Source organism: Bradyrhizobium sp. 23, assembly GCF_023073295.1.
GTDB lineage: Bacteria > Pseudomonadota > Alphaproteobacteria > Rhizobiales > Xanthobacteraceae > Bradyrhizobium > Bradyrhizobium canariense_D.
Map to the genome: position 1 here is coordinate 49,494 of NZ_JADPJF010000001.1, position 23,070 is coordinate 72,563.

Annotated in this window: 26 protein-coding genes; 10 read left to right on the forward strand and 16 right to left on the reverse strand. The window is 64.3% G+C overall.

Annotation, left to right across the window (positions count from 1 at the left end; genetic code table 11):
* Window positions 1–721 (forward strand): polysaccharide deacetylase family protein (locus tag IVB32_RS00280; protein ID WP_247409491.1); only part of this gene is annotated, 721 nt, incomplete at its 5' end.
* Between the two features lie 190 nt (window positions 722–911).
* Window positions 912–2,258 carry a polysaccharide deacetylase family protein gene (locus IVB32_RS00285; RefSeq protein ID WP_247409525.1) on the forward strand — a complete coding sequence of 449 codons (1,347 nt, stop codon included), beginning with the start codon at window positions 912–914 and terminating at the stop codon, window positions 2,256–2,258.
* Window positions 2,259–2,261: 3 nt separating this feature from the next.
* Here IVB32_RS00285 and IVB32_RS00290 read toward each other — a convergent pair whose 3' ends face one another.
* Complete coding sequence (locus IVB32_RS00290) at window positions 2,262–2,636, reverse strand: hypothetical protein (RefSeq protein ID WP_018455201.1); 375 nt, start codon at window positions 2,634–2,636, stop codon at window positions 2,262–2,264.
* 267 nt (window positions 2,637–2,903) lie between these two features.
* Between IVB32_RS00290 and IVB32_RS00295 the strand changes: the two genes are divergently transcribed.
* Window positions 2,904–3,176, forward strand: coding sequence for a hypothetical protein (locus IVB32_RS00295; protein ID WP_204511410.1), 273 nt, complete (start codon window positions 2,904–2,906; stop codon window positions 3,174–3,176).
* A 19-nt stretch (window positions 3,177–3,195) separates the two neighbouring features.
* On the opposite strand, the gene IVB32_RS00300 is transcribed toward IVB32_RS00295, so the two are convergent.
* From IVB32_RS00300 to IVB32_RS00325, 6 genes are all read right to left on the reverse strand, one after another.
* On the reverse strand, window positions 3,196–3,384 hold the full coding sequence (locus IVB32_RS00300) for a hypothetical protein (RefSeq protein WP_247385842.1): 189 nt from the start codon (window positions 3,382–3,384) through the stop codon (window positions 3,196–3,198).
* Window positions 3,385–3,544: 160 nt separating this feature from the next.
* On the reverse strand, window positions 3,545–4,489 hold the full coding sequence (locus tag IVB32_RS00305) for a cation diffusion facilitator family transporter (protein ID WP_247371883.1): 945 nt from the start codon (window positions 4,487–4,489) through the stop codon (window positions 3,545–3,547).
* An 18-nt stretch (window positions 4,490–4,507) separates the two neighbouring features.
* Window positions 4,508–5,413, reverse strand: coding sequence for an NAD(P)/FAD-dependent oxidoreductase (locus tag IVB32_RS00310; protein WP_247371881.1), 906 nt, complete (start codon window positions 5,411–5,413; stop codon window positions 4,508–4,510).
* Entirely contained in the window at window positions 5,410–6,486 is a 1,077-nt protein-coding gene (locus IVB32_RS00315; RefSeq protein ID WP_085351357.1) for a flavodoxin family protein, read from the reverse strand. Before IVB32_RS00315 ends, IVB32_RS00310 begins: the two co-directional genes overlap by 4 nt.
* A gap of 80 nt (window positions 6,487–6,566) precedes the next feature.
* Window positions 6,567–6,767, reverse strand: coding sequence for a hypothetical protein (locus IVB32_RS00320; RefSeq protein ID WP_026232903.1), 201 nt, complete (start codon window positions 6,765–6,767; stop codon window positions 6,567–6,569).
* A gap of 2 nt (window positions 6,768–6,769) precedes the next feature.
* Window positions 6,770–6,976, reverse strand: a complete 207-nt coding sequence (locus IVB32_RS00325; protein WP_018455208.1) for a hypothetical protein — start codon at window positions 6,974–6,976, stop codon at window positions 6,770–6,772.
* Window positions 6,977–7,381: 405 nt separating this feature from the next.
* Here IVB32_RS00325 and IVB32_RS00330 point away from each other — a divergent pair, with 405 nt between their 5' ends.
* Complete coding sequence (locus IVB32_RS00330; RefSeq protein ID WP_247409492.1) at window positions 7,382–7,555, forward strand: hypothetical protein; 174 nt, start codon at window positions 7,382–7,384, stop codon at window positions 7,553–7,555.
* Between the two features lie 47 nt (window positions 7,556–7,602).
* Here the strand turns inward: IVB32_RS00330 and IVB32_RS00335 are convergent, their stop codons facing one another.
* The 5 genes from IVB32_RS00335 to IVB32_RS00355 all read right to left on the reverse strand — a co-directional run bounded on the left by IVB32_RS00335 (window position 7,603) and on the right by IVB32_RS00355 (window position 13,318).
* Window positions 7,603–7,815, reverse strand: a complete 213-nt coding sequence (locus IVB32_RS00335) for a hypothetical protein (RefSeq protein ID WP_247371878.1) — start codon at window positions 7,813–7,815, stop codon at window positions 7,603–7,605.
* Window positions 7,816–7,951: 136 nt separating this feature from the next.
* Window positions 7,952–8,698 (reverse strand): Crp/Fnr family transcriptional regulator, encoded by a 747-nt coding sequence (locus IVB32_RS00340; protein ID WP_247409493.1) that lies wholly within the window; start codon window positions 8,696–8,698, stop codon window positions 7,952–7,954.
* The gene (locus tag IVB32_RS00345; protein ID WP_247371873.1) at window positions 8,698–11,865 is read right to left on the reverse strand and encodes a CheR family methyltransferase; all 3,168 of its coding nucleotides are present in this window, start codon (window positions 11,863–11,865) and stop codon (window positions 8,698–8,700) included. The genes IVB32_RS00340 and IVB32_RS00345 overlap by 1 nt, the downstream gene beginning before the upstream one ends.
* A gap of 170 nt (window positions 11,866–12,035) precedes the next feature.
* Window positions 12,036–12,302: a hypothetical protein gene (locus IVB32_RS00350; RefSeq protein WP_018455213.1), complete on the reverse strand. Its 267-nt coding sequence runs from the start codon at window positions 12,300–12,302 to the stop codon at window positions 12,036–12,038.
* An 8-nt stretch (window positions 12,303–12,310) separates the two neighbouring features.
* A complete protein-coding gene (locus IVB32_RS00355) occupies window positions 12,311–13,318 on the reverse strand; it encodes a chemotaxis protein CheB (protein ID WP_018455214.1) in 1,008 nt (335 codons plus the stop codon).
* 89 nt (window positions 13,319–13,407) lie between these two features.
* On the opposite strand from IVB32_RS00355, the gene IVB32_RS00360 reads away from it, so the two are divergent.
* Window positions 13,408–13,818 carry a response regulator gene (locus IVB32_RS00360; RefSeq protein WP_085384485.1) on the forward strand — a complete coding sequence of 137 codons (411 nt, stop codon included), beginning with the start codon at window positions 13,408–13,410 and terminating at the stop codon, window positions 13,816–13,818.
* Between the two features lie 107 nt (window positions 13,819–13,925).
* Here IVB32_RS00360 and IVB32_RS00365 read toward each other — a convergent pair whose 3' ends face one another.
* Both IVB32_RS00365 and IVB32_RS00370 read right to left on the reverse strand, forming a co-directional pair.
* A complete protein-coding gene (locus IVB32_RS00365) occupies window positions 13,926–14,069 on the reverse strand; it encodes a hypothetical protein (RefSeq protein ID WP_247409496.1) in 144 nt (47 codons plus the stop codon).
* Between the two features lie 80 nt (window positions 14,070–14,149).
* Window positions 14,150–14,932, reverse strand: coding sequence for an SDR family NAD(P)-dependent oxidoreductase (locus IVB32_RS00370; protein WP_085351353.1), 783 nt, complete (start codon window positions 14,930–14,932; stop codon window positions 14,150–14,152).
* Window positions 14,933–15,103: 171 nt separating this feature from the next.
* On the opposite strand from IVB32_RS00370, the gene IVB32_RS00375 reads away from it, so the two are divergent.
* The 5 genes from IVB32_RS00375 to IVB32_RS00395 all read left to right on the forward strand — a co-directional run bounded on the left by IVB32_RS00375 (window position 15,104) and on the right by IVB32_RS00395 (window position 19,946).
* Window positions 15,104–16,279: a zinc-dependent alcohol dehydrogenase gene (locus IVB32_RS00375; protein ID WP_085351352.1), complete on the forward strand. Its 1,176-nt coding sequence runs from the start codon at window positions 15,104–15,106 to the stop codon at window positions 16,277–16,279.
* A gap of 12 nt (window positions 16,280–16,291) precedes the next feature.
* Window positions 16,292–16,834 (forward strand): hypothetical protein, encoded by a 543-nt coding sequence (locus IVB32_RS00380; RefSeq protein ID WP_018455219.1) that lies wholly within the window; start codon window positions 16,292–16,294, stop codon window positions 16,832–16,834.
* A gap of 27 nt (window positions 16,835–16,861) precedes the next feature.
* Window positions 16,862–18,466, forward strand: coding sequence for an alpha-amylase family glycosyl hydrolase (locus IVB32_RS00385; protein WP_085351351.1), 1,605 nt, complete (start codon window positions 16,862–16,864; stop codon window positions 18,464–18,466).
* A gap of 143 nt (window positions 18,467–18,609) precedes the next feature.
* On the forward strand, window positions 18,610–18,789 hold the full coding sequence (locus tag IVB32_RS00390) for a CsbD family protein (protein ID WP_085351350.1): 180 nt from the start codon (window positions 18,610–18,612) through the stop codon (window positions 18,787–18,789).
* Entirely contained in the window at window positions 18,786–19,946 is a 1,161-nt protein-coding gene (locus IVB32_RS00395) for a DUF305 domain-containing protein (RefSeq protein ID WP_247371867.1), read from the forward strand. The genes IVB32_RS00390 and IVB32_RS00395 overlap by 4 nt, the downstream gene beginning before the upstream one ends.
* Window positions 19,947–19,958: 12 nt before the next feature.
* Here IVB32_RS00395 and IVB32_RS00400 read toward each other — a convergent pair whose 3' ends face one another.
* Window positions 19,959–20,567, reverse strand: coding sequence for an isochorismatase family cysteine hydrolase (locus tag IVB32_RS00400; RefSeq protein ID WP_018455224.1), 609 nt, complete (start codon window positions 20,565–20,567; stop codon window positions 19,959–19,961).
* Window positions 20,568–20,601: 34 nt separating this feature from the next.
* Entirely contained in the window at window positions 20,602–22,923 is a 2,322-nt protein-coding gene (locus IVB32_RS00405; RefSeq protein WP_247371864.1) for an FdhF/YdeP family oxidoreductase, read from the reverse strand.
* Window positions 22,924–23,070 lie beyond the last annotated feature (147 nt).

Consider the following 23,070-nt stretch of genomic DNA (forward strand, 5'->3'; position numbering starts at 1 on the left):
CGCCGAGTGCCCGCGCAAGGACGCGCTCGGCACCTCCCGCATTCTGAGCGTCGACGCCAAGACCGCGCCGCGCGTGGGCCTGAAGAGCTTTCCGCAGACGCTGGAGCTTGCCGATCACGAGGTCGTGCTGACCTTCGACGACGGGCCGCATCCGCCGACGACGTCGAAGGTATTGGTGGCACTGGCGCAGGAATGCGTGCGCGCGACCTTCTTCCTGATCGGCCTGCACGCCTCCGAACACCCTGACATGGTCAAGCGCATCGCGCGCGAGGGCCACAGCATCGGTCACCACACCTTCTCGCACCCGTTCATGGCGCGCATTCCGTTCGACAAAGCGAAGAGCGAAATCGACCGCGGCATCGCGGCCGTCGAGCTGGCTCTGCACGGCACCTCGACAACGACGCCCGCGACCCCGTTCTTCCGCTTCCCCTATTTCGAGGCGACGCCAGCCGAGCTTGACCTGCTCCAGTCCCGCGGCATCGTGGTGTTCGGGGCCGACCTGTGGGCCAGCGACTGGAACGAGATGACGCCGGAGCAGGAAATGAAGCTCGTCACCGAGCGGCTCGCCGCCGCCGGCAAGGGTATCATCCTGTTCCACGATCCCAAGGCGCGTACGGCTGCGATCATGCCGGCCTTCCTGCGGTATCTGAGGGAGAACCGCTATCGGGTGGTTCACGTCGTGCCGGCGGGTGCATCACAGAAGAGTGCCGACGCGCATTGATGCCGGAATGTCACGCCGGTGCAAAATGGGGTGATTTGGGCCCTATTAACAGTCTGTTCATGCTACGCCATGCAAGTATCAAGGGGACTTGTCGCGGCAGGGTTCTGGGTCGGGGTTCTTGCGCCTGAACCGTTTGCTGATGTCTCCGACCTACTATGGCGGCAATCGCGTAAGAGGGCAGACCGGGTTCATGATCGGAAGTAGCGTTGTTGCTCGGACGCGATCGTGGATCGTCCTTTGCCTTGGCAGCTTCCTTGGCAGATTTCTTGGCGGATTCCTTGGTGTCCTGACCATCGGCTCGCCGGCCATTGCGGCCGACTGCCCCGGCCATCCGGACGCGCTCGGGACCTCCCGCACGCTCGTGGTCGATCCGCACGAGCATCCCCGCATCGGCACCATGCAGTACCGCGAGACGCTGCCGCTGAAGGACCATGAAGTCGTCCTGACCTTCGACGACGGTCCGTTGCCGAAATATTCCAACCAGGTGCTGCAGATCCTCGCCGACGAGTGCATCAAGGCGACCTTCTTCATCATTGGCGAACAGGCCAAGGCGAACCCGGAAGGCGTGCGCAAGCTGGTCGCAGCGGGCCATACCGTCGGCACCCACAGCATGACGCATCCGCTCACAATGGACCGGATGCCGCTCGACAAGGCCGAGGCGCAGATCAATGGCGGCATCGAGTGGACATCGGCCGCAATGACCGATCCGTCCAAGCTCGCGCCGTTCTTCCGCATTCCCGGCCTGATGCGCGCCGACGGCGTCGAGAACGTTCTGATCTCGCGCGGCATCCAGGTCTGGAGCGCCGATTTCCCGGCGGACGACTGGCGCCATGTGTCGCCCGATCGCGTCTATCAGCTCGCAATCCAGCGGCTTGAGGCCAAGGGCAAGGGCATCCTGCTGCTGCACGACATCCAGGCCCGCACGGTGGCGGCGCTGCCGAAGATCATCCGCGACCTCAAGGCGCGCGGCTATCGCATCGTGCACGTGGTGCCCGCGACCGCCGAGCAGCTGGCGACGCCGACAACGCCGGTGGAATGGCTGCTGCATCCGCCGACCGAGACCACACCGATCGCGCGCTGGCCGGCCGTGCCGAACTTCGTGTTCGCGCAGACCAAGACGCTTCCGGCACCCTCGCTGGCCGACCTCAACGCACAGGCCGCGCACCAACCGCTGCTGCCGCGCAAGACCATGGCGCTCGCCAATGTCGCGGCCACCCTGCCCGTGCCTGGCCGCGATCTCTTTGCGATCCCGGAAGGCTCGGTCGAGGTGCTGCTGTCGACGACCTTGTCGCGGCGCGCCGCGACGCGCCTGGCAATGGCGGCCGAGACGCCTCCTGCGGCCAAGGTCAAAGCCGGCAAGTGGCACGCTCGCCGCACCGCGCGCGCTGCTCATGGCACACCGAACCACGCCGCAGAGACCGAGGGCACTGCAGCCAAGAGCACTGCCCCCAAGAGCGCCGCGCCCAAGAGCGCCGCGCCCAAGAGCACAGCGCCGCGCCCGACCCGTGTGGCAAGCCTGAAGAAGCGCGCGCAGTAGAGCTTACTGTCGCATGATGTTGGCGACGCAGAGCAATACGATCAGCGCCAGGAAGAACAGGTCCATATAGGACTTGACCTCGCCGTCGCGCCGCAGCCGGGCGACGTCAACCACGACCTGCTTGCGCACACTCGTTCCGCCAGTGCCGTCATTGAGCGGAGCCTGAAGGCGCTTGGTCTCGGCTTCCAGCTTCTCGATCTTCTGGTAAAAGTAGAACGCCCGCAGCGTCGAAGCTGCGCGCATGCCGGTATAGACCAGCACCAGGATCGCGATAATCGCCCGGTTCTGGTACTTCTCCATGAAATTCAGGCTGAAATAGACCATCGCCATGAATGCGAAGTTGGTCACGAAGCGATAGACGAAGCTTAAAAAGACCATGCGGGCTTAAGCCTTGAAGGGTGGCGCAACCGACCGTGTTGCAAATGCGGGGATCAGGAGCCCAGACCGGAACAGCCGGCCTGAATGCCATGCAGCCCCGTCTACGCCAACTTTGTTTCAACAAAGATACTATTGCCCCGGCAATGCCGCCTTTTAGCCACGCCCGGCCATAATGCAAGCCGGAGCACGGCCGCCGGTCCGCGGGCCTGCTGGCTGCAACGGCTCCTTGGAGATTCGGCCGAAGTCCCGATAGACTGGGACCGCCACATGTGGGGTCTGCCGATGCCGAAGAAGGGAATCACCGGCCACGACGACTGGGTACTGACCGAGGCGCTGGCGACTGCGCTGGTCGCACTGGAGCAGCTCGATACCAAGCACCAGCCGAGCGCGCATATGGACGACATCCGCAAGATCCTCTCGAACGGCAAGGAGCCGGCGGCGGTGAGCCTCCATCTCGCCCAGGCCAAATGCCGGCTGTTTCCCGACCTCGATCCGCTGGAAATCTACCGGGAATACGGCATCGGCGAGGAATATGGCTGAGGGCCGTTGACGGCCGGACTTAAGGCCCGCCGGCGACCGATCCGGCGATCACCATAACCAGCGCGGCCAAGTCGATCTTGCCGTTGACGATCAGCTCCTCCGAGGCTTTCGCGTCGTCCGCCCGTTCGAGCTTTAGCAATTGCGGCCGGTTGGCCGCCTGCCGCTTCAGCTCCTCGACGATGGCTTCCGTGAGTTTCTCTTGCAGCATGGGCTTGTCCTCAGGCCGCCATCGCGCGGCAGGATTGCGCGCAGGAGCGGCACATGGCGACGCATTCGTCCATGCCACCGACCTGCACCGGTCAACCAGTGGGATGTTGTGATCGTTCCTGCCGTCGTGCCGATTGCGACCTCGGGGAAACTTCGCGAAGCTAGCCGTACCGCCTCGCGCGCACCGCCCGGTAGCGAGCATCGGTCTGCGGTTTGATGAACAGCGCCGCCACGCTCGGATGACGTTTGCGTATCTCGGTCTCGATCGAAACGACGCATCGCTCGATGTCGTCGGCGCGCTTGTCATCCGCAAATTCGATGCTGAGGGCCGCAACGACCTCGACCGGCGACAGCTGCACCGTCAGCAGGCCGTTGGCCCTGAGCACGCCGGGCGACCGCCTTGCGATATCGAGGACGGATCGCGCAAGCTCCGGATCGGCGGGCTCGCCGATCAGCAGGCTCTTGCTCTCGCGCGCGAGACCGATCGACACGATCGCCAGCAATATCCCGATCAGGATCGAACCGATCCCGTCCCAGACCGGCTGGCGCAGCCATACGGCCGCCGCAGTGGCCGCCGTGGCAATGGCTATGCCGACCAGCGCCGCGCTGTCCTCGAGCAGCACCATGAATGCCGGAGGATCCTTGCTGCGAACGAAAGCCTGATAATATCCGAACCGCTGGCCGTCCGGGCTGAAGCGCCGCAGGGCAACCAGCCAGGAGCCGCCTTCAAACAGGAACGACAGCCCGAGCACCACGAAGCTGACGATCGGACTTTCGATCGGCTCGGGTGCGGCGACATGCAGAATGCCCTGATACAGCGAGACACCGGCGCCCAGCGCGAAGATCAGCAGCGCAACGATGAAGCTCCAGAAATACAGTTCGCGCCCATAGCCGAGCGGATGGGATTCGTCGGGCGAACGGCTCGCGCGCCGGTAGCCATAGAGCAGCAGGATCTCGTTGGTCGTGTCGACGAGCGAATGCACCGCTTCGCTCGTCATGGACGAACTTCCCGTCCAGGCGGCGGCGCCGATCTTGGTGACCGCGACCAGGACATTGCCGAAGAGCGCCGCATAGACCGCGGTCTTCGAGGATGATTCTGTTGCCAATGTCCGATACCCCGTTCCTCATGCCAGCCGCCGCGGCAGGCTGTTGTGGATCGTGCAGGCGGCGACCGCGGCGTGGCCGAACGCGACCGATATCTGGTGCAGGTCGGTGACGACGTCGCCAATGCCGTAGAGCCCGTCGACCGAGCTGCGCTGATGGTCGTCGACTTTCAGATGGCCGTCTGCGGTGTGTTCGGCCCCAAGCGTCATCGCGAGATGCGAGCGCACTTCCGCACCCATCACCGGGTAGACCATCTCGAATTGCGCCGTCCGGCCATCGGCGAACACGGCTTCAACGCCGTCGTCTCGCCGCCTCAGGCGCAGGCCGGGCGCGACGACGATCTCGACACCGGCTTCATTGAGCTCCGCTGCCGCGGGCTTCCCGTCATCCTCGCCCGTTGCCAGCAGCGTCACGTCGCGCGAGTAGCCGCGCATGAAGAGCGCCTTGCCGGCGGCGCGGTGAAGCGGACCGACGATGCCGATGCGACGGTCGATCGCCTCGAAGGCGTCGCAAACGGGACAGTAGCGCAACAGCCCGTCCGCGACGGCCGCGCGCCATTCGTCAAACGGCGGGTGGGTGTCGACGATCCCACAGGCGAGAACGACGGTGGCGGCCTCATGCGTATGGCCATTCCAGATCGCCTGAAAACCTCGCTCGTGTCGCCGCAAGGCGGTGACCTCGGCGGCCACCCGCGTGACAGCGAGCTCGCCCAGCTGCGCGGACATGCGCGCGAGCAGGTCGGTACCGGAGAGGCCGTGGACGAAGCCCGGCACATTGTGACTGCGCGGGATCAGCGCCGCCCGGCTCGCGCCTGCGTCCACGACACAGACGCGGCGCCGAAATCGCGCGAGGTAGATCGCAGCCATCAGCCCGGCCGGGCCGCCGCCGACGATCAGGCAATCATACGGCTGATCATTCGCCGTCATTTGGGGTTTGGATCCGACAGGCCCGCACCGGGCTCGCGAAGCTGTCCGCTCCGCGCCAGGCGGACCGCGTTGCCGAGTGCGCGCGCGACGTTCTGCACCTCCGTCTGGAATGCCCTGTCGTCATCGAGGTCGCGGTGCGAGGTGGCGTATGGCTCCATGTAGCCGACATAGCCATCGAGCTCGGCGAAGCGGCCCGCCGAGATCAGCTGCATGTCGGTCAGCCAATCCGACAAGGCCCGGCGCGCCCCCTCGGCACCGACCGCATCGCCGTGAACGACGAGGCCGAAATGGCGGCCGGCGAGATGGCGCGGATAGGACCAGCCCTTCAGCTCCAGCGCCTTGGCTTCGGCAGCCTTCTTGCCGTGGGTCGAGGTCGGATCGGGATTGCCGCCATCGGCGCAGACCATGCGATCCATCATCGCCTTCAATCCGGCGGGCACGTGATACCAGTTCACCGGCGTCACGATCAGGATGCCGTGGGCGGCGACCCACAGCGGATAGATATCGTTCATCCAGTCGTCGGTCTGTCCCAGCGAGTAGTTTGGATAGCAGCTGCACGGCCAGTGGCAGAGCGGCATCGCTGTTCCGACGCAGGATTTGCAGGGATGGATCGTCCTGCCGAACTCCGAAGCCAGGCGCGACAGATCGAGGATGTCGACGGCAAATCCAAGCTCGGCAAAGACCGGCTCGGCGAGTTCGACCAGGCGCCAGGTCTTGGACATCTCGCCGGGACAGGTGTGCTCGCTGCGGGCCGAGCCGTTGATGATGAGGATGCGCGGCGTCTCGTCCGCGTCGTCATGGCGTCGCTGCGCTGCCAGGATCTTCGCGCGCGCATCGAGCCAGTCGATGGCGATGTCGTAATCGGGATCGGAGAATCCCGCGCCCGCCTTTCGCGTCAGCGGGGCCTTGCGTGAATTGCTGTAGGCATCCCAGGCTGCGCCGACGATGGCGTCGAGCTCGCGCTGGAGCGGTGCAAAGGCGGGATCGACGAACCGGCTCCTGTAGCGGTGCTCGAAGGCCTCGCGCGAGAGCTTGACGGGCGGCATCCCCTTGCGAATGTCGGCTTCCGTCATGCTGGCTCCTCGCGAGGTCGGTACAGTTCGACCAACCCGGGGCGCAGCGCGCGGTTCCTTCTCGCTCTCGTGTCGCTGCTCTACTGGCGGACAACTTCCGGCGGCACATCGAACTGCGCGATGCGCTGGTCCAGCCGCCACAGTTCGATGCGGTGCACCAGCACGAGCGAGGCGGCCTCGCGCTTGGCCTGCTCATCATCGTCGCAGACCAGGTTGATGCATCCAAACACATGCCCGTCCGGATCGATCTGGAACGCGCGGTAGTGCTTGATGCTCCGCATCGTCACCCTCCCCGTCTCGGGTACACGGGTTCGCTCAGCCAGTCCGTCAGGTTCGAGGTCACCTCGTTCTGCTTGGCGCGCTGAAGCAGCATGTCGCGCTCCTTGCCGGGCGGCAGGCTGCGCGCGCGCTCGCGAGCGGTTTGGGCGAATGCCGCCAACCGCTCCTGGAGCGATTGGGTCTGTTTCCTGCGGTTGCGTTTCGCGGTCATTGTACTTTCACAAAGCCCTTTTGATCGGAGGAATTGGCCCCGGCGGGAGGTCGGGCGCCGGGGCCAAAGTTCATGCCGGTTGGGGCGCCCAGCCCGGCAGTGTTGACAGCTTCGGCCGCAACCGCAGGTTCCGGCATTTCAATAAGTTAACGGTGCGTGATTTTGCTGGTGCGAAACGAAGGGGCCGAGCAGCGACGGATGTGCGCATTCCCTTCGCACGCCGGCGCTGCTTCGACTGCGCCGGAACCGAAATGCTGATTCGCTTATTGATGAAGGACTTGAAGGAGGATCATCATGGCGAAAGCAGCATGGAAACGGCCGGGCTCACCGATCGGCCGCAAAGGCCCGCGCAAGGCAAATCCCGCGTACAAGCGCCGGGCGCGCGAACGGTGGACACCTGCGGACGTGAGCAAGCTGAAGCAGCTCGCAAAAGGAAACACGCCCACGGGCGTCATGAGCATCAAGCTGCAGCGCCCGGTCGCGGCCATTCGCAGCAAGGCGCAGCGCGAAGGCATTTCGCTGAGACCCGTCAACCGCTCGCCATACAACAGGCGATCCAAAGCAGCGAAGCGGGCTTGAGCGGGGCACGCCCCCGGCGCGTGCTGCATGTTTGGTGTCGCCGGCTCCTATTCCGGCGGCACGCCGTGCCGGAGATCCTGCTCTTGCCGGTTATCGCGAAGGGCCTTGAGCTCGGAGCGTAACATCGCGCTTTCCATCACCACCCGGCGCACCTCGCGCGTGGCGTCATCAAGCTGATCCGCGACCGCTCTGCGCTGCGCCCGGAGGGCGCGGCTCGCTTCGATCGCGCGCTCAGCGCGGGCAAGCAGGACGTCGTTCATGGAACGACCATAGAAGATTCGGGATGAAACCGCCTTTACGTAAGTTAGGTCAATTACTCAAAACCAGCCATCCGCTCAAAAAAAACCGCGAACGCTAACCTGGATCAAGTGCGACCGTTCCCAAGGGAGAAAGCGCTTAGGCCCGCCGATAGAGTTGCAGATAGCTCGGCGAGAACAGCGCCGCGTCCTTGAGCGCATCGAGATCGGTGATAGTCAGCGTGCGATCGCGCAGCACGATCAGGCCGGAGGCACGCAGCTCCTGAACCGTGCGATTGAGGTGGACCACCGACAGGCCGGTGGCGTCCGCAAGATCCATTTGCGTCACCGGCATCACGCAGGAATTGCCCTCGACCATGCCGACAGGACGCAGCCGCTCGATGATCTCGCAGAACAGATGGGCCACGCGTTCAAAGGCCACCCGGCGGCCGAGGTTGATGGCCCATTCGCGCTGGATCGCGTTGTTGACGAGCGTCTCGCACCAGAACGCTTCCGCGAGCCCACGGTCCCCCGCCACCAGACTCTCGAACCGCGCGCGCTTGATTTCGGTGTAGACGACCGGCGTCATCGCCGCGATGGAATGATCCATCACCGAGAGCAGGAACGCGTGCGCGTCGCAACTTTCGCCGGGAAAGAGAAAATTGACGATCTGTCTCCGGCCGTCCTCCAGCGTCTTGTAGCGGCAGAGCCAGCCGGACAGCACGAGGCGCACGCTGTCGACCGGATCGCCCTCCGAGATCAGATCCTCGCCCGCCCCCGCGCGCTGGATTCCCTCTAGCATTGCGTATTCGAGCGAGGTGCGAGCCTCCCTCGACAAGGGCCTCAGCACGTTCAGCCGGCGAATGACCGGGTCCACCTGGCTGCGATCTAGCGTCGACAAGGGCATCAGCTGGCCACCGCCGGTGTATGAAACGCCCGCTTGTTGAGGGGAATGGTGATCGTGCATTCCAATCCCTTGGGACTGAATGCCAACCTGGTCTGCCCCTTGAACTCGAACGCGAGTGTGCGCTCCAGAAGCTCGGTCCCAAATCCTTTGTGCGGCGGCGGCGCAACCGGCGGCCCACCGCGCTCCCGCCACTCGAACACCAGCTCCGCCGGGTCGGTGCCCTGCTCGAGGCGCCAGGAAATCTCGATGCGACCGGTCGGCCGGCTCAGGGCGCCGTATTTGAGTGCGTTGGTCGCGAGCTCGTGAATGGCAAGCGCGAACGTTTCCGCGGCCTTCGAATGGAAACGCACCGTGGGGCCGCTGACACGTACCTGCTCACCTTCCCTGGCATTATAGGCTAACATCTCCTCGACGGCGAGATATTCGAGATCCACGCCGCCTTCGGGATCGCGGGTCACCAGTGCCTGGGTACGGGCGAAAGCGTTGAGCCGGCCATCAAGATGGGAGGCAAACTCCTCGACCGTCGAGCTCGTATCGGCCGTGCGACGAGCGATCGAGCGCACCACGCCGAGCGTGTTGCGGACCCGATGCTGGAGCTCGGCCAGGAGCAGGCGCTGCCGCTCCTCGGCGCGGGTCATGGCGGTGATGTCGACGAAGGTGATGACGACGCCGGCGATGAAGTTGTCGATGCTGCGATAGGGCAGGATGCGCACGATGTAGCGCGTGCCGCTGTCCGGCGCCCTCAGCTCGCGCTCGGCGATAACGAGCGTCCGCAGCACGCCGCGAATGTCGTCATAGAGGTCCTCGATCGGGATGCGCGCCTTGATGTGCGCGATGGGGCGGCCTCTGTCGGTTTCGACGAGATGCAGGACCTGCGTGATCGCCGGCGTGAAGTTCATCACGCGCAGATCGTTGTCGAGGAACACGGTCGCGATCTGCGTGCTCTCCAGGAAATTCTCGAGATCGCTGGTGGCGCGCGTCAATTCCTGGACGCGGTGAGCCAGCTCGCCGTTCACGGTGGTCAATTCCTCGTTGACCGACTGCAATTCCTCGCGCGAGGTTTCGAGCTCCTCGTTCGCGGACTGAAGCTCTTCATTGAGTGACTGGTATTCCTCGTTGGAGGATTTCAGCTCCTCGTTGGTGCTTTCGAGCTCTTCGATGGTCGCCTGAAGGCGCTCCCGCGTCGCCCGCAGCTCGCCTTCGATACGCTCGACATGCTCGGTCTGCACCAACGCATTGGGCTTGCCTGCGCCGGCATCGATGGCGCGCACCGGGCCGTCCTTGAACAGGACGACAAAATTGCGATCGCCGCTGCCGCTCTCCTGGATCGGCTCCACCGTGATGTCGACGGGAATGTGCTGGCCGTTGGCGCCGAGCTGCACCTGTTCGGCATGGGCGGGCTCGTTGGTCTCCGCCGCGCGGCTGAGCACCGCCCGCAGGTCCAGGCGGAGATCGCGGTGGACGAGTTGGAGCAGATCGAGCGTGGCGGCGCCTGCCGTCGGCTCGATGTAGCGTCCGGTGCGCCCGGAAAAGTGCAGGACCTGAAAGTTGCTGTCGGCGATGACATAGGCGGGCGCATAGCGCTCCGCGATCCGCTGCGCGCGACGCTCCAGCCCGATATCAGGGCGGAAGGAGCGCGCCGGCGCTATCTCGAGGTTTGCCCTCCCCGCGGCGGTCGTGATCGGAAATTCCGGCGGCAGCCGGGTTCCGGTCTCGAGCTTCTTGAAGATGCGGGCGCGGCGGTCGACCGGTACGAACAGTTTTGGATGCCGCGTGACGTTCTCGGAATTGCCGAGGAACAGGAACCGATCCGGCAGAAGGGCGAAGTGGAATAACGGGATCACCCGGTTCTGCAATTCGGCATTGAGGTAGATCAGCAGGTTGCGGCAGGAGACGAGATCGAGCTTGGAGAACGGTGCGTCCTTGATCACGTTGTGCTGCGAGAAGATGCACATCTCGCGCAGCTCCTTGACCACGCAATAGGTATCGCCTTCGCGCACGAACCAGCGCGCCAGGCGCTCGCTGGTCATGTCCGCCTCGATCTTGGTGCGATAGCGGCCGACGCGCGCGGCCGCCAACGCCCGTCCGTCGATGTCGGTCGCGAAGATCTGAACCTGCGGCACGGAGTCCATTTTGGCCATGTGCTCGCGCAGGAGGATACCGATCGAATAGGCCTCCTCGCCGGTGGCGCAGCCGAGCACCCAGACGCGAACCTGCTGGCTCGCGTCCTTGCCTTCGAAGAGCTTCGGGACGATCTGGTTCTCCAGCACCTCGAATTCACGCTTGTCGCGGAAGAATTCGGTGACGCCGATCAAGAGGTCGTTGAAGAGGTGCTGCGCCTCGTCCTGGTCGTTGCGCAGGAAATCGACGTAAGCGGAAATGTCGCCGATCTGGACCACCTGCATCCGCCGCTGCACGCGACGCAGGAAGGTGTTCTGCTTGTAGCCGTGGAAATCATTGCCGGTCTTGCTGCGCAGGATGTCGGCGATGCGCGACAGCGAGGTCGCTGCAGCAGCCAGCACCTCATCGAACCCCTGCTTCTCCTCCAGCCGCCGCAGATGACGGGCATAGACCTGGATGTGCTCGGCGATGTCTTCGGCGGTCAGCACGTAGTCGGCGATCGCCGCCGGCGTATCGGCGTCCTTCAGATGATCCGCGTCGTCGCTCGCGCCTTTTTCGGCGATGGCAAGACCGCCGTGGTCCTTCAGTGTCGCGGTACCCAACGTGCCATCGCCGCCGATGCCGGACAGGATCACGCCGATCGATTGCTCGGCGCGTTCTTCCGCCAGCGACACCAGGAAGCTGTCGATCGTCGCCCGCTCGCCGGGCGCCTGCTCGGCCGGGCGGACGCCGAAGCGACCGTCCTGGATCGTCGTGATCATCGCCGGCGGGCACAGATAAATCGTGCCACCCTCGATGGTCAGGCCGTTGCCGACGTCGGAAATCTTGCCACCGTGGGAATTTCGCACGATCTGGCGCAGCCGCGGCTCGTCGAGGGCCTCATGATGCTGGAATGCGAGCACGACGGCCTGGTCGGCGCTTACGGTGAGCCTGGAAAAGAACCGCTCGACGCTATCCAGAGCTGTCGGCGCGGCGCCCACCCCGATGATCAGCGGAGACCTGGTCTGGCGCTCTCTTTCGACCGACTGGTCGCCGATTTCATGCATGGTCTCGGTAGCTCTCATTCATTGACGGGAACCAGAGGACGCCCGCTCGCCGCAAATAGCAGAATTGATATTATCCCAACAGGAGCAAGGCGGAAACGTCACGCTGCGTTCCGTACAGCGAGCATTGGGCATTAGGCGTTGAGCTTGGGTGGCCTGCCAACGCCCCCAGATCACTCCGGACCGACTTGCTGCCGAAGATAGGCGATCCGCTGCTCGATCAGGACGCGATGGCGCAGCCATTCCGTGAGGGTCTGCTTCAGCGCCTCGACCAACCGTTCCGCCTGGCCCGCGTCGTGGCCGCCGGCACTGAGCTCGCGGATGCGCGCCTCCTGATCGAGGATGCGCCGCGAACCCTCCTCGATATCCCGATCGGCCTTGATCAGATGGCGGCGCTCGGTATCGAGTTGCTCGGTCCATTCGGCGAGGGAAATGGCCATCGCGACCCTCAAGCCTCCCGCTTGCGAATGGGAGGATCGAGCGACTTTAGCACAACGCGCCGGATCATGTCGGCATATTCGCGATATTCGGCAGCGCGCGCCTGGTACATCTCGGCCACCGCCGGCCGGCCGTTGCGCCGTCCGTCGGCGGCCATGCGCTGCACCAGCTCGGCCCGCTCCTCGATGATGCGCAGTGCGACCCGCAGGGCTTCATCCACTTGCCCCTCCTGCTCTTTTGCGAGGACGTCGGCGGCGAAGGCGTGACCGACCTGGCAACGGAAGCGCATCGGGTGCGATTCCTTCATCTCGGACAGGACGCCCCCGCAGGCCGGACAGGTCAGCGCAACCGGATCGGCCATCGAGACGAGACGGTCACTGCCGATCCGTTCGCCGGCCGCGATCTCGACCTCGAGCCGGATCTCCGGCGGGATCGGCAGTGCGGCGCCGGCAGCCTCCCTGGCGAGATCAGACAGCACATCGCCCATTCCGGCGCCGGGAACGCAAAGATCGATGATGGTCGCCTCGAGGGCGCTCCTTGGCATTTCATCGGCGATGGCATCCGAGGGGTCCTGAACCACCGAAATCCCGCCGCAACGCTTGATGGCGTTGAGACCGGCCGAACCGTCGGACAACAGGCCGCTGAGCAGCACACCGATCACACGCGGGCCGTAGTTGATGGCGGCCGAGCGAAACAAGGCATCGATGGCCGGCCGGACCATGTTCTCGCGCGGGCCGCGCCCGAGGAATACGCGATCCTCGGACAGCAGCAGATGGTGGTCCGGTGCGGCCAGATAAACCCGGCCTGGCTCGATCTTCATGCCGTTTTCGGCCTGCCGGACCGGGAGCGGACCGGCGCTGCTGGCCACCGTCGAGAGAATGCCGATGCCCTGCGCCGGGATGTGCAGCACGATGAACACCGCCGCGGGCAGATCCGGCGGCAGCCGGCCCAGGATCTGCTTCAGCGGCGCGGTCGCGCCGGCCGAGCCACCTATGACGATGATGTCGCGGTTGCTCATGGAACCCACTATCGGTTGTATTCGTTTGTACCAAGGCGGGTCACCGCCCTATGTTCCTATGAACCGGCAACGAAGGGGTGGAAGGCACCATGGCGATGTCGCCTCGATCGTCAGGTCCAGAGTCGGCGCTCAGCGGGCGACGCATCTTCATTGTCGAGGACGAATATTTTCTCGCCGACGACATTGGCAGAGCATGTCGCGCGCTCGGCGCAGACATCGCGGGCCCGGTGGGCGATCTCAACGACGCACTCAGTATCCTGCACGACGGCAGTGTTCTGGATGCCGCCGTGCTCGACGTGAACATCCGCAGCGAGATGATCTTTCCGGTCGCGCGCGAACTGAAGGCACGGAACGTCCCCTTCCTCTTCACGACCGGATACGACAAGGTCACGATCAGTCCGGAATTCCACGACGTGCCGATCCTGGAGAAACCGATCGATATGCCTGCGATGGCACAGAGGCTGGCGGCGCTGATCGCCGATCCGCACGGCCGAGCCTGACGGCGATCAGAACAGATGCGCGAAAGCGAGCCAGGCGGTCACCGCCAGACACAGAAGCACTGCAGCATAGGGCAACGCGATCCGCAAATCAGCAGCCCTCCCGGTCATCAACCCATCATCATCCAGACGATCGCCGCCATCATGACGAGAAAACCCGTGATTGCCGTTGCGACAAAGGCCTGTTCGACGCGATCCATCGGCATCACAGCCCCCTTTTTCCAGCCGAACCAGTCTGACGGCGCGGGGAGCATTGCGCATTAGGCTATGTGAATCGGCGTCCTCCTTATCGGTCCGCGCCGCACCGGTTAGCTTAGATTGCGACGGTATCGTTCTACGACTTCGCCGTGCCCGGCTCCGCCATCTTGCGATGCTGCTTGGCCAGCATCTCGTTCGGCGTGACGTTGGCGATCGTGGTCTGGATCTTGTTCTTCATTCCGGTCACGATGTCGGACTCCCCGCGCAACATGGCGTCGAAGCCGGCCTTCGCCACGTCGTAGGCACTGTCCTTCGGCTCGGTGCCGACCTTGGTATCCATCATGTCGGCGCGGCGGAAGAACTCCGTTTCCGTGGCGCCAGGCATCAGGCAGGTGACGGTGACGCCGCTGTCGCGCAACTCCTCGCGGAGCGCGAATGAGAATGAATCAAGAAACGCCTTGCTGGCGTTGTAGACCGCCTGAAAACTGCCCGGCGTGAATCCCGCGATCGAGCCCGTGATCAGGATGCGCCCCGAATTGCGGCGAAGCATCGCGTTGCCGGCGCGATGGATCAGATACAGCGTGCCGGTGATGTTGGTGTCGACGAGGTGCTTGATCCTGGCAAAATCCTGGTCGAGAAAGGCCTTGCCAAGACCAACGCCGGCATTGGCCAGCAGCGCGTCGATCGGCCGGTCGCCGACCGCGGCGCAGAGCTTGTCGACGCCTTCGGTGGTGGCGAGATCGGCCTGCACCGGTTCGACGCTGCTGCCGAGCCTGCGGAGATCGACGGCCACCCTCTCGATCTCAGGCTCGTCCGCCGCAATGACAAGGTTGAAACCTGCTTGGGCACAGCATCTGGCGAGTTCCAGGCCGATGCCGGTGGAGGCGCCGGTGACGACGGCGAGTTGATTGGCGGGCATGAGCGTATCCTTCTCGTATCCTCGAGGGGGATTGATGACGCTCCAATCACCGCAATGCGCGCTCGTTCCTATCGGGGACGCACGCTGGTGCGGCGCAAAGATTTTGCACTGTGCAATAGCAACCATCGTTCGTTGTTCGACTTGGTTGCCTCGTAGCTCGGGAGAAAAGAGATGAAGGCGCTGGTTTGGCACGGCAAGGAAGACATACGCTGCGACACCGTTACCGATCCGGAAATTCAGGACGCGCGGGATGCCATCATCAAAGTCACGAGCTGCGCCATCTGCGGCTCGGACCTGCACCTCTTTCACAATTACATTCCGGGCATGCTGCCCGGGGACATCATGGGCCACGAGACCATGGGCGAAGTGGTCGAGGTCGGCTCGGGCGTCGACGGCAAGCTGAAGAAGGGCGACCGCATCGTCGTGCCCTTCACAATCATTTGCGGCGAATGCGACCAGTGCAAGCGTGGCAATTTCTCGGTTTGCGAAACCACCAATCGCAAGAGTCATCTCGCTGAAAAAGCGTTTGGTCATTCGGGCGCCGGCCTGTTCGGCTATACGCACCTGACCGGCGGCTATCCCGGCGGCCAGGCCGAATATTTGCGCGTGCCGTTCGCTGACGCCACGCACATCAAGGTGCCCGCGGGCATTCCCGACGAGCAGTTGCTGTTTCTCAGCGACATCTTCCCGACCGGCTGGCAGGCCGCCGTGCAATGCGACATCGAGCCGACCGACACGGTCGCGATCTGGGGCTGCGGTCCCGTGGGGCAGATGGCGATCCGCAGCGCCATCCTGCTCGGCGCCAACCAGGTGATCGCGATCGATTGCCTGCCCGAACGGCTCAGCATGGCCGAAGCCGGCGGCGCCACCACCATCAACTTCGAAAAAGAAAGCGTCCTGGAGCGGCTCGAGGAGCTCACCGACGGCAGAGGCCCCGAAAAATGTATCGATTGCGTCGGGATGGAGTCGCATGTGATGGCTTCCCTGCCCGACACGCTGCTCGACCGCGCCAAGCAGATGGTCATGGTGGAGAGCGACCGGCCCCATGTGCTGCGCGAGATGATCTATGTCTGCCGGCCCGGCGGCATCATTTCGGTGGCAGGCGTGTACAGCGGATTCTCCGACATGCTGCCGATGGGCGCCTTCATGAACAAGGGCCTGACGATGCGCACCGGCCAGACCCACGTCAACCGCTGGACCGACGACCTGCTCCATCGCATCGAGGAAGGTCAGATCGATCCGTCCTTCGTCATCACCCACACCGTCCCGCTTAGCCAAGGCCCCGAGATGTACCAGGTGTTTCGCGACAAGCGCGACTCCTGCGTCAAGGTCGTGCTGAAGCCCTGAGGAGCAAGACCCATGTTTCATTTCTCCAACATCGTTCGCACCAAGGGCGACCCGAAAATCGTCGAGGGCGGCCCGAGCCTGAAGCGGCCCGAAGACCAGCTCGCCCGTGCGCTCGGCTGGTTCAGCATCGGTCTCGGCGTCGTGGAATTCTTCGCGCCGCGGCGCGTCACGGAAACGCTGGGCATGGAGGGCCATGAGACGCTGGTCCGCACCTTCGGCCTGCGCGAGATCCTGGCCGGGGTCATGACGCTCTCGGTCGAGAAGAACGCCGGCCTGTGGGCCCGCGTCGGCGGCGACGGCCTCGATGCCGCCGCGCTGCTCTCGGGGCTGACCGCGGACAATCCCAAAAAGGGCAATATCGCGCTGGCGCTGCTGATGGTCGGCGGCATCGCGATGCTCGATTACCGCGCCGCGCAGGACACCAAGCCGCAGCGGCCGCAGCGCGACGCACGGCGCAAGCTGTATCCGAACCGCAGCGGCTTTCCCAAGGGCATCGAGAGCGCCCGAACCGCGGCCAAGCAGATCGCAGCGCACGCCGCGACGGAACGGACCTGAGAACGCGCGACGAGGTGATGCAAGACAATGAGCGAAGCGTCCCGTAACGAAGGTGCGTGGTGGGAATCCGCCGTCATCTACGAAATCGCACTGATCTCGTTCCAGGACTCGGACGGCGACGGCAAGGGTGATCTCGCCGGCCTGACATCCCGCATCGACTATCTGAAATGGCTCGGCGTCGACGCGGTGTGGCTGACGCCGGTCTACAAGAGCCCGTTTCGCGACCTCGGCTACGACATCTCCGACTACTGCTCGATCGATCCTGCGTTCGGCAGCCTCGAGGCGTTCGACCGCCTGCTCAAGGCCCTGCACGCGGCGGATATCCGCGTGATCCTCGATCTCGTGCCCAATCATACCGCGAACGATCACGCATGGTTCATCGAGAGCAGCAGCTCACGGAACAGCGCGAAGGCCGATTGGTACATCTGGGCCGACGCAGCCGAGAACGGCGGCCCGCCCAACAACTGGCTGAGCCGCTTCGGCGGCAGCGGCTGGGAATGGTGCGAGGCGCGGCGGCAATATTACTATCACTCCTTCCTGGTCGAGCAGCCCGATCTGAACTGGCGCAACCCGCAACTGCGCGCCGCGATCGCCGACGTCATGCGCTTCTGGCTCGATCGCGGCGTCGACGGCTTTCGCGTCGATGCCAGCGCGGTCCTGATCAAGGACGCGCTGCTGCGCGACAATCCGCATAACCCGCAAGCGAAAGGCAAGCCGCCGCCGCAGCGCCAAACGCCCGTCTTTACCGACGACCGGCCGGAGACGATGGATTGCATCGAATTCATTCGCGAGGTGATCGACGGCTATCCAGGGCGGATGTTGTGCGGTGAAGTCCAAGGCAAGACCGACCGCATCGGCCACTTCTACGGCAACGACCGACCGCGCCTGCATCTGCCCCTCAATTTCGCACTGCTGGACTCGCAATGGGACGCGCTGTCCCTGCAAGCAACGATCGACGCGTATTTCAACGCCATCCCGGATCATGCATGGCCGGTCTGGGTGATCGGTGGTCACGACAAGCAACGGATCGCGAGCCAAATCGGCGAGCCGCAAATGCGCGTGCTGGCGATGCTGCTGATGACGCTGCGGGGAACGCCCTTCTTCTTCATGGGCGACGAGATCGGCCGCAAGCGCGTTCCCATTCCGCCCGACCGCGTCCACGATCCCTTCGAGAAGCTCGTGCCGGGGTATGGCCTTTGCCGCGATCCCGAACGCGCGCCGATGCGATGGGATGACAGCAGCAACGGCGGCTTTACAACCGGCGATCCATGGCTGCCGCTCGAGCCGCGCGACGGCGCGGCCAACGTGGCCGCGCAGCAGCGCGACCCACGTTCGATCCTGGCGCTGTTTCGCGCGCTGATGCGACTGCGGCGCGAGCGCGCGTGCCTGCGCCACGGCGGCTACGAGCCCCTACGCGCGCAGAACGACGTTCTTGCCTACAGGCGGACGGATGGCGGCAAGGAAATTCTGGTCGCGCTCAACATTGCCGCCGAGCCGCGGAAATTGCATTGGCAAGGTCGCGGCCGCCTGCTGATGTCGACGCATCTCGACCTGCCGTCCGAGCCGCTGCCGGACGCCTCCATCCTGCTCCGCGGCAATGAAGGCGTGATCATCGAACTCGAGCCACGGTGACGGCCGAGGAACCATCCGCGCGTCAGAGAGTCTCATCAACGCCTCCGACGTCCCCCCTGCCGGAGGCTGAATAGACGAAACCGCAGCCCCGGCGCTCACCCCCTTCAAGCGCCGGGGTGGCGGCGTGAGCCAGGAGGCGGATCATGAGCAAGACCAAGGGCCTCGGTCAGCGGATCGCCGGCAAGGCGAAACAGGCCGTCGGCGAGATCGTCGGCGATCAGAATCTCCATGAGGAAGGCAAGGAGCAAGCGGAGCGCGGCCGGGACGAACAGAGCAAGCCGAGCGAGCTCAATCCGTTGAAGAAACTCAATCAGCTGACGTGAACGCTGCCGCGCCGTCAGCCATTTCCAAGTCAATTCGCACCGGTGATGAAGGCGCCTCACGGCGACGCTCGCGCTGGGTCGCCGCTGCCGAACTCGGCCTGATCAGCAGCACCTTCTCGACCATCGTCAGCCAGCTCTTCGCCGCGCGCATCGGACGCGATGCCGCGGTCGACTGGATGACGGTCGCCGCCATTCCCGCGCGCGATTGGGCGATCAGCGCAGAGCCGTCGTGGAGCGCGATCCTTGCCGGGATCGCCTTCCACCAATGGGCGGACTTCTCCTGGGCGCTGGTGTTCTTCGGTGTGCTCGGGCGCTGGACCGCTGACCTGCGGCCGCTCACGATCCTGCTGCTCGCGCTGCCCTGGGCCGTGTTCTCGTCAAGCATGGAATGGTTCGTGCTGGTGCCCCTGTTTCCGTTTTGGCAACCGCTGTTCACGCTGCAGCAGCCCTACTGGATCGGCCTGCTCGTCCACGGCTCCTCGGCCGTGATGTACCCCCTGTTTGCCCGGCTGCGCTGGACGGGGGGAGCAGCACCCGCGCGCGACGTTCGCTTCACCAATGCCTGGATCACCGGCGCGCTGGCTTTGATCGCACTGCTCGGCGCGGCTGCCTTGTTCGGCAGCCATGGTTACGAGCCGCAGTGGGCGGGCCGCGACAGGGACGCGGACCAGACTTACATCCGTCACATGACTGCGCATCACGCCCAGGGCATCGCGCTGGCGCGGATCGCCGCGGAGCGCGCGCAGGACCCGCATCTGCGAAAGCTGGCGATGCTGATGGTCGCAAGCCAGACCGGCGAGAACCGGATTTTCGAGACGTGGTGGCTGAGCTGGTTCGACACCGAGATGCCCGATTGCAGCTCGGACGAACGTGCCGCCATGCCGGGCTTCCTGACACAGGCCGAGATGCGACAGGTCAAGGCCGCGCCGGCGGACCAATTCGACACGGTGTTCGTCGAGACGATGAGCAAGCATCACGCAGGCGCGGTCAGGATGGCCGACCAGATGTGGCATAGCCGCGGCGATCTGCGCCTGCGTGTGATGGCCCACGCCATCCGCCATGAGCAACAGGGCGAGATCGCGCTGATGCACGGCGCCAGCGGCATTGCCGCCGTCGCCGCCGCCTTCCGCAACATGCTCGGCGACAATGTCAATTGAGCGGGTCGTGCCCTACTCGCGCCAGAACTCCGCCAATTCCTCGGCGGTCATCAGATCGACCTGGCCGTGAAAGCGGGTGCGATACATCGTCATCAGCGCATCATGGCCGACGTCGGACGAGCTGCACAGCGCATCCTCGACGATGACGACCCTGAAGCCGAGATCGACGGCGCTCAGGACCGTCGAGAGCACGCAGACGTCCGTCTCCGCCCCGGTGATGACGACCGTGCCGACGTTCTTGTCGATCAGCAGGCTCGCGAGGCCAGGATTGCTGAACGCGGAATAGGCCGGCTTGTCGATGACGGCAGCCGGCGGAACGAAGCGGCTCAGAGCCGGCACGAGTTCGAGGCCGGATGGCGGCAGATGTTTGCGGGTCGCTTCGCGCCAGCGACGAAAATAGCGCTGCCACTGTCCGGGACGATCTTCCGGATCTTCCGGCGTGATGAATCGCGTGAAGATCGTTCTGGCCTGATGGCGCGAAACGATCGAGGCGATCGTCGGCAACACTCGCGCCATCCATGGCGTCTCCCAAAGGCCACCCGGAGCGAAGATGTTCTGCATGTCGATGCACAAGTGAACGGCGTCGCTGATGTCGGTCACGTCCGACGCGCTGTCTCTCATCGTCCTTCACTCCTGTGGGCGTGATCGACGGCGTTCACGACGCCGAGATCGGAGCCTCTCCGGCCTCGACGATCTCTGGAAGGATGTCCTTGAACAGACGCACCGGAATGGATTTTGCCGCAGGGACCTTGCTGCCCTCCGCGTAATGCCAGAGCGGAATGAGCACGTTGCACTCCGGATAATAAGCCGCAATGCTCCTGCGCGGGATGCCATAGGGGACGATTTGGAGTTCGCTCAGGCTGCGTTCGACACCGTCGCCCGCCTCCGTCACCAGCGTGACGGTATCTCCTGCTTTCAACCCGTCTCCCTCCATGTCGGCGAGATTCATGAACACGACGTAGCGGCCGCCCTCGATGCCGCGAAAGCGATCGCCTTCGGCGTAGATCGTCGTATTGAACTGCCCGTCCGCGCGCAGTGTCATCAGCTCATAGACGCCGTCGGTCTCGCGCGCCGGCGCGAAGGCCGACTTCGGAACGGTGAAGTTGGCCTTGCCGTTCGGGGTCTTCCACTTCCGCTCGCGCGCCGCGAGCGGCCGCGCAAAACCGCCGGGTTCGAACATGCGCGCATTGAAGTCCTTGAACTGGTCGGGATAGGTACGCTCGATGGCGTCCCTAACCCGCGAATAGTCGGCGACCCAGGCGTCCCAATCGATCTTGGGGTTGGGCTTCAACGTTGCCTTTGCCAGGGCGGCGACGATCGCCGGCTCCGACAGGAGATGGTCGGCCACCGGCTTGCGCTGGCCGCGCGATCCGTGAATGCAGGTGGTGGAATCCTCCATCGACACCGCTTGTGCGCCGCTGGCCTGTCGGTCGATCTCGATCCGGCCGAGGCACGGCAGCAGATAAGTGACCTCGCCCGGCACGAGGTGGGTCCGGTTGAGCTTGGTCGCGATCTGCACCGACAGGCGCAGGCCGGACCAGGCGGGCTCCATCAGGGACCGCTCCGGAACGGCGCGCAGGAAATTGCCGCCGAGGCCGACGAAGCCGCGAACGTCGCCTTTCAGAATACCCTGGCAGGCGTCGACGGTGGACAGTCCCTCCCACCGCGGCGGCTCGAAACCGTAAAGCTCCGCAAGCTTGTCGAGCGGCACCAGCTTGGTCTTCTCGGAGATGCCGACGGTGCGCTGGCCCTGCACGTTGGAGTGGCCCCGGATCGGCAAAATGCCCGCGCCCGGCTTGCCGATATTGCCGCGAAGCAGCAGCAGGTTGACGATCATCTTGTTCGTCTCGACGCCGTGCTTGTGCTGGGTGATGCCCATGCCGTAATTGGCGATCACAGCCTTGGCTTCCATATAGGTGTTCGCGGCTTCGCGCAGCGCACCGCGCGAAAGCCCCGAGGCCCGTTCGATCTCGTCCCAATCCTGTGTACGGCAGAATGCGGCGAACTCCTCGAAGCCGGCCGTGTGCTGCTGGATGAATTCGACATCCACCACGCGCGCAGCTTCATTCTTGCGCGCGAGGTCGTCCGCCTCGATCACCCATTTGCAAATCCCGACGATCGCCGCAGCATCACCGCCGACCCGTACCTGATAATATTGCGAGCTGATGCGCGTGCCGCCGGCGATCATCTGGACCGGATTTTGCGGATTGACGAAACGCTCCAGGCCGCGCTCGCGCAGCGGATTGAAAGATATGATCGGCACGCCGCGCTGCGCCGCCTCCTGGAGCGGATGCAGCATGCGCGGCGCATTGGTGGTCGTGTTGTGGCCGAAGAAGAAGATGCAACCGGTAGTCTCGAAATCCTCCAGCAGAACGGTCCCGACCGGAACTCCGATCACCTCCGGCAGCGCCACCGACGTGGTTTCATGGCACATGTTCGAGCTGTCGGGGAAATTGTTGGTGCCGTACATGCGGCCGAATAATTGGTACATGTAGCTGGTTTCGAGCGAGGCACGTCCAGACGTGTACATCACGACCGAACGGGGATCGAGCCGGTTCAGCTCGGCGCCGATAGCCGCAAAGGCCTCCTCCCAGTCGACCGGCAGATATTTGTCGCTTGCCCTGTCGTAACGCATCGGCGTCGTCAGGCGCCCCTGCTCCTCCAACTGATGATCGGACCAAGTTCCTAGTTCAGCCAGCGTATGTTGCGCAAAGAACTCCGGTGTCACGGTCTTGCGCGTAATCTCCCAGGCGGTCGCCTTGGCGCCGTTTTCGCAGAACTCGAACGGACGCGGCTTGGCCGGCTTGGCCCAGGAGCAGCTCACGCACATGAATCCGTCCGGCTTGTTCTGCTTGAGCAGGATCTCGCTGCCGAGAATGGCGACCTCTTCCTGTGTCAGGATACTGGCAACGGCTTTGAGCGAGCCCCAGCCGCCTGCCGGCGCATCATAGTTCTCGACCTTTGCCTTTTGCCGCATGGCGTTTCCTTCAATCGCAAGCCCTGCACGCAAAACCCGAGATGGGATGGCAAGTTCCAAGCGTTCGGAACCTTGCTCCGGTTCGTGCGTCGATGAATCGACGTAGGACGAACACCCATGCACGGCTCTCGATCCGGCGCACACGAT

Coding starts and splice junctions, on each gene's coding strand:
- IVB32_RS00380 (WP_018455219.1), top strand. CDS start 16,292: ATGTTTCATTTCTCCAACATCGTTCGCACCAAGGGCGACCCGAAAATC.
- IVB32_RS00290 (WP_018455201.1), bottom strand. CDS start 2,636: ATGGTCTTTTTAAGCTTCGTCTATCGCTTCGTGACCAACTTCGCATTC.
- IVB32_RS00325 (WP_018455208.1), bottom strand. CDS start 6,976: ATGACCGCGAAACGCAACCGCAGGAAACAGACCCAATCGCTCCAGGAG.
- IVB32_RS00400 (WP_018455224.1), bottom strand. CDS start 20,567: ATGAGAGACAGCGCGTCGGACGTGACCGACATCAGCGACGCCGTTCAC.
- IVB32_RS00350 (WP_018455213.1), bottom strand. CDS start 12,302: ATGGCCATTTCCCTCGCCGAATGGACCGAGCAACTCGATACCGAGCGC.
- IVB32_RS00320 (WP_026232903.1), bottom strand. CDS start 6,767: ATGCGGAGCATCAAGCACTACCGCGCGTTCCAGATCGATCCGGACGGG.
- IVB32_RS00300 (WP_247385842.1), bottom strand. CDS start 3,384: ATGCTGCAAGAGAAACTCACGGAAGCCATCGTCGAGGAGCTGAAGCGG.
- IVB32_RS00295 (WP_204511410.1), top strand. CDS start 2,904: ATGTGGGGTCTGCCGATGCCGAAGAAGGGAATCACCGGCCACGACGAC.
- IVB32_RS00345 (WP_247371873.1), bottom strand. CDS start 11,865: ATGCATGAAATCGGCGACCAGTCGGTCGAAAGAGAGCGCCAGACCAGG.
- IVB32_RS00390 (WP_085351350.1), top strand. CDS start 18,610: ATGAGCAAGACCAAGGGCCTCGGTCAGCGGATCGCCGGCAAGGCGAAA.
- IVB32_RS00375 (WP_085351352.1), top strand. CDS start 15,104: ATGAAGGCGCTGGTTTGGCACGGCAAGGAAGACATACGCTGCGACACC.
- IVB32_RS00315 (WP_085351357.1), bottom strand. CDS start 6,486: ATGACGGAAGCCGACATTCGCAAGGGGATGCCGCCCGTCAAGCTCTCG.
- IVB32_RS00310 (WP_247371881.1), bottom strand. CDS start 5,413: ATGACGGCGAATGATCAGCCGTATGATTGCCTGATCGTCGGCGGCGGC.
- IVB32_RS00360 (WP_085384485.1), top strand. CDS start 13,408: ATGGCGATGTCGCCTCGATCGTCAGGTCCAGAGTCGGCGCTCAGCGGG.
- IVB32_RS00355 (WP_018455214.1), bottom strand. CDS start 13,318: ATGAGCAACCGCGACATCATCGTCATAGGTGGCTCGGCCGGCGCGACC.
- IVB32_RS00365 (WP_247409496.1), bottom strand. CDS start 14,069: ATGCTCCCCGCGCCGTCAGACTGGTTCGGCTGGAAAAAGGGGGCTGTG.
- IVB32_RS00385 (WP_085351351.1), top strand. CDS start 16,862: ATGAGCGAAGCGTCCCGTAACGAAGGTGCGTGGTGGGAATCCGCCGTC.
- IVB32_RS00405 (WP_247371864.1), bottom strand. CDS start 22,923: ATGCGGCAAAAGGCAAAGGTCGAGAACTATGATGCGCCGGCAGGCGGC.
- IVB32_RS00335 (WP_247371878.1), bottom strand. CDS start 7,815: ATGAACGACGTCCTGCTTGCCCGCGCTGAGCGCGCGATCGAAGCGAGC.
- IVB32_RS00370 (WP_085351353.1), bottom strand. CDS start 14,932: ATGCCCGCCAATCAACTCGCCGTCGTCACCGGCGCCTCCACCGGCATC.
- IVB32_RS00285 (WP_247409525.1), top strand. CDS start 912: ATGATCGGAAGTAGCGTTGTTGCTCGGACGCGATCGTGGATCGTCCTT.
- IVB32_RS00340 (WP_247409493.1), bottom strand. CDS start 8,698: ATGCCCTTGTCGACGCTAGATCGCAGCCAGGTGGACCCGGTCATTCGC.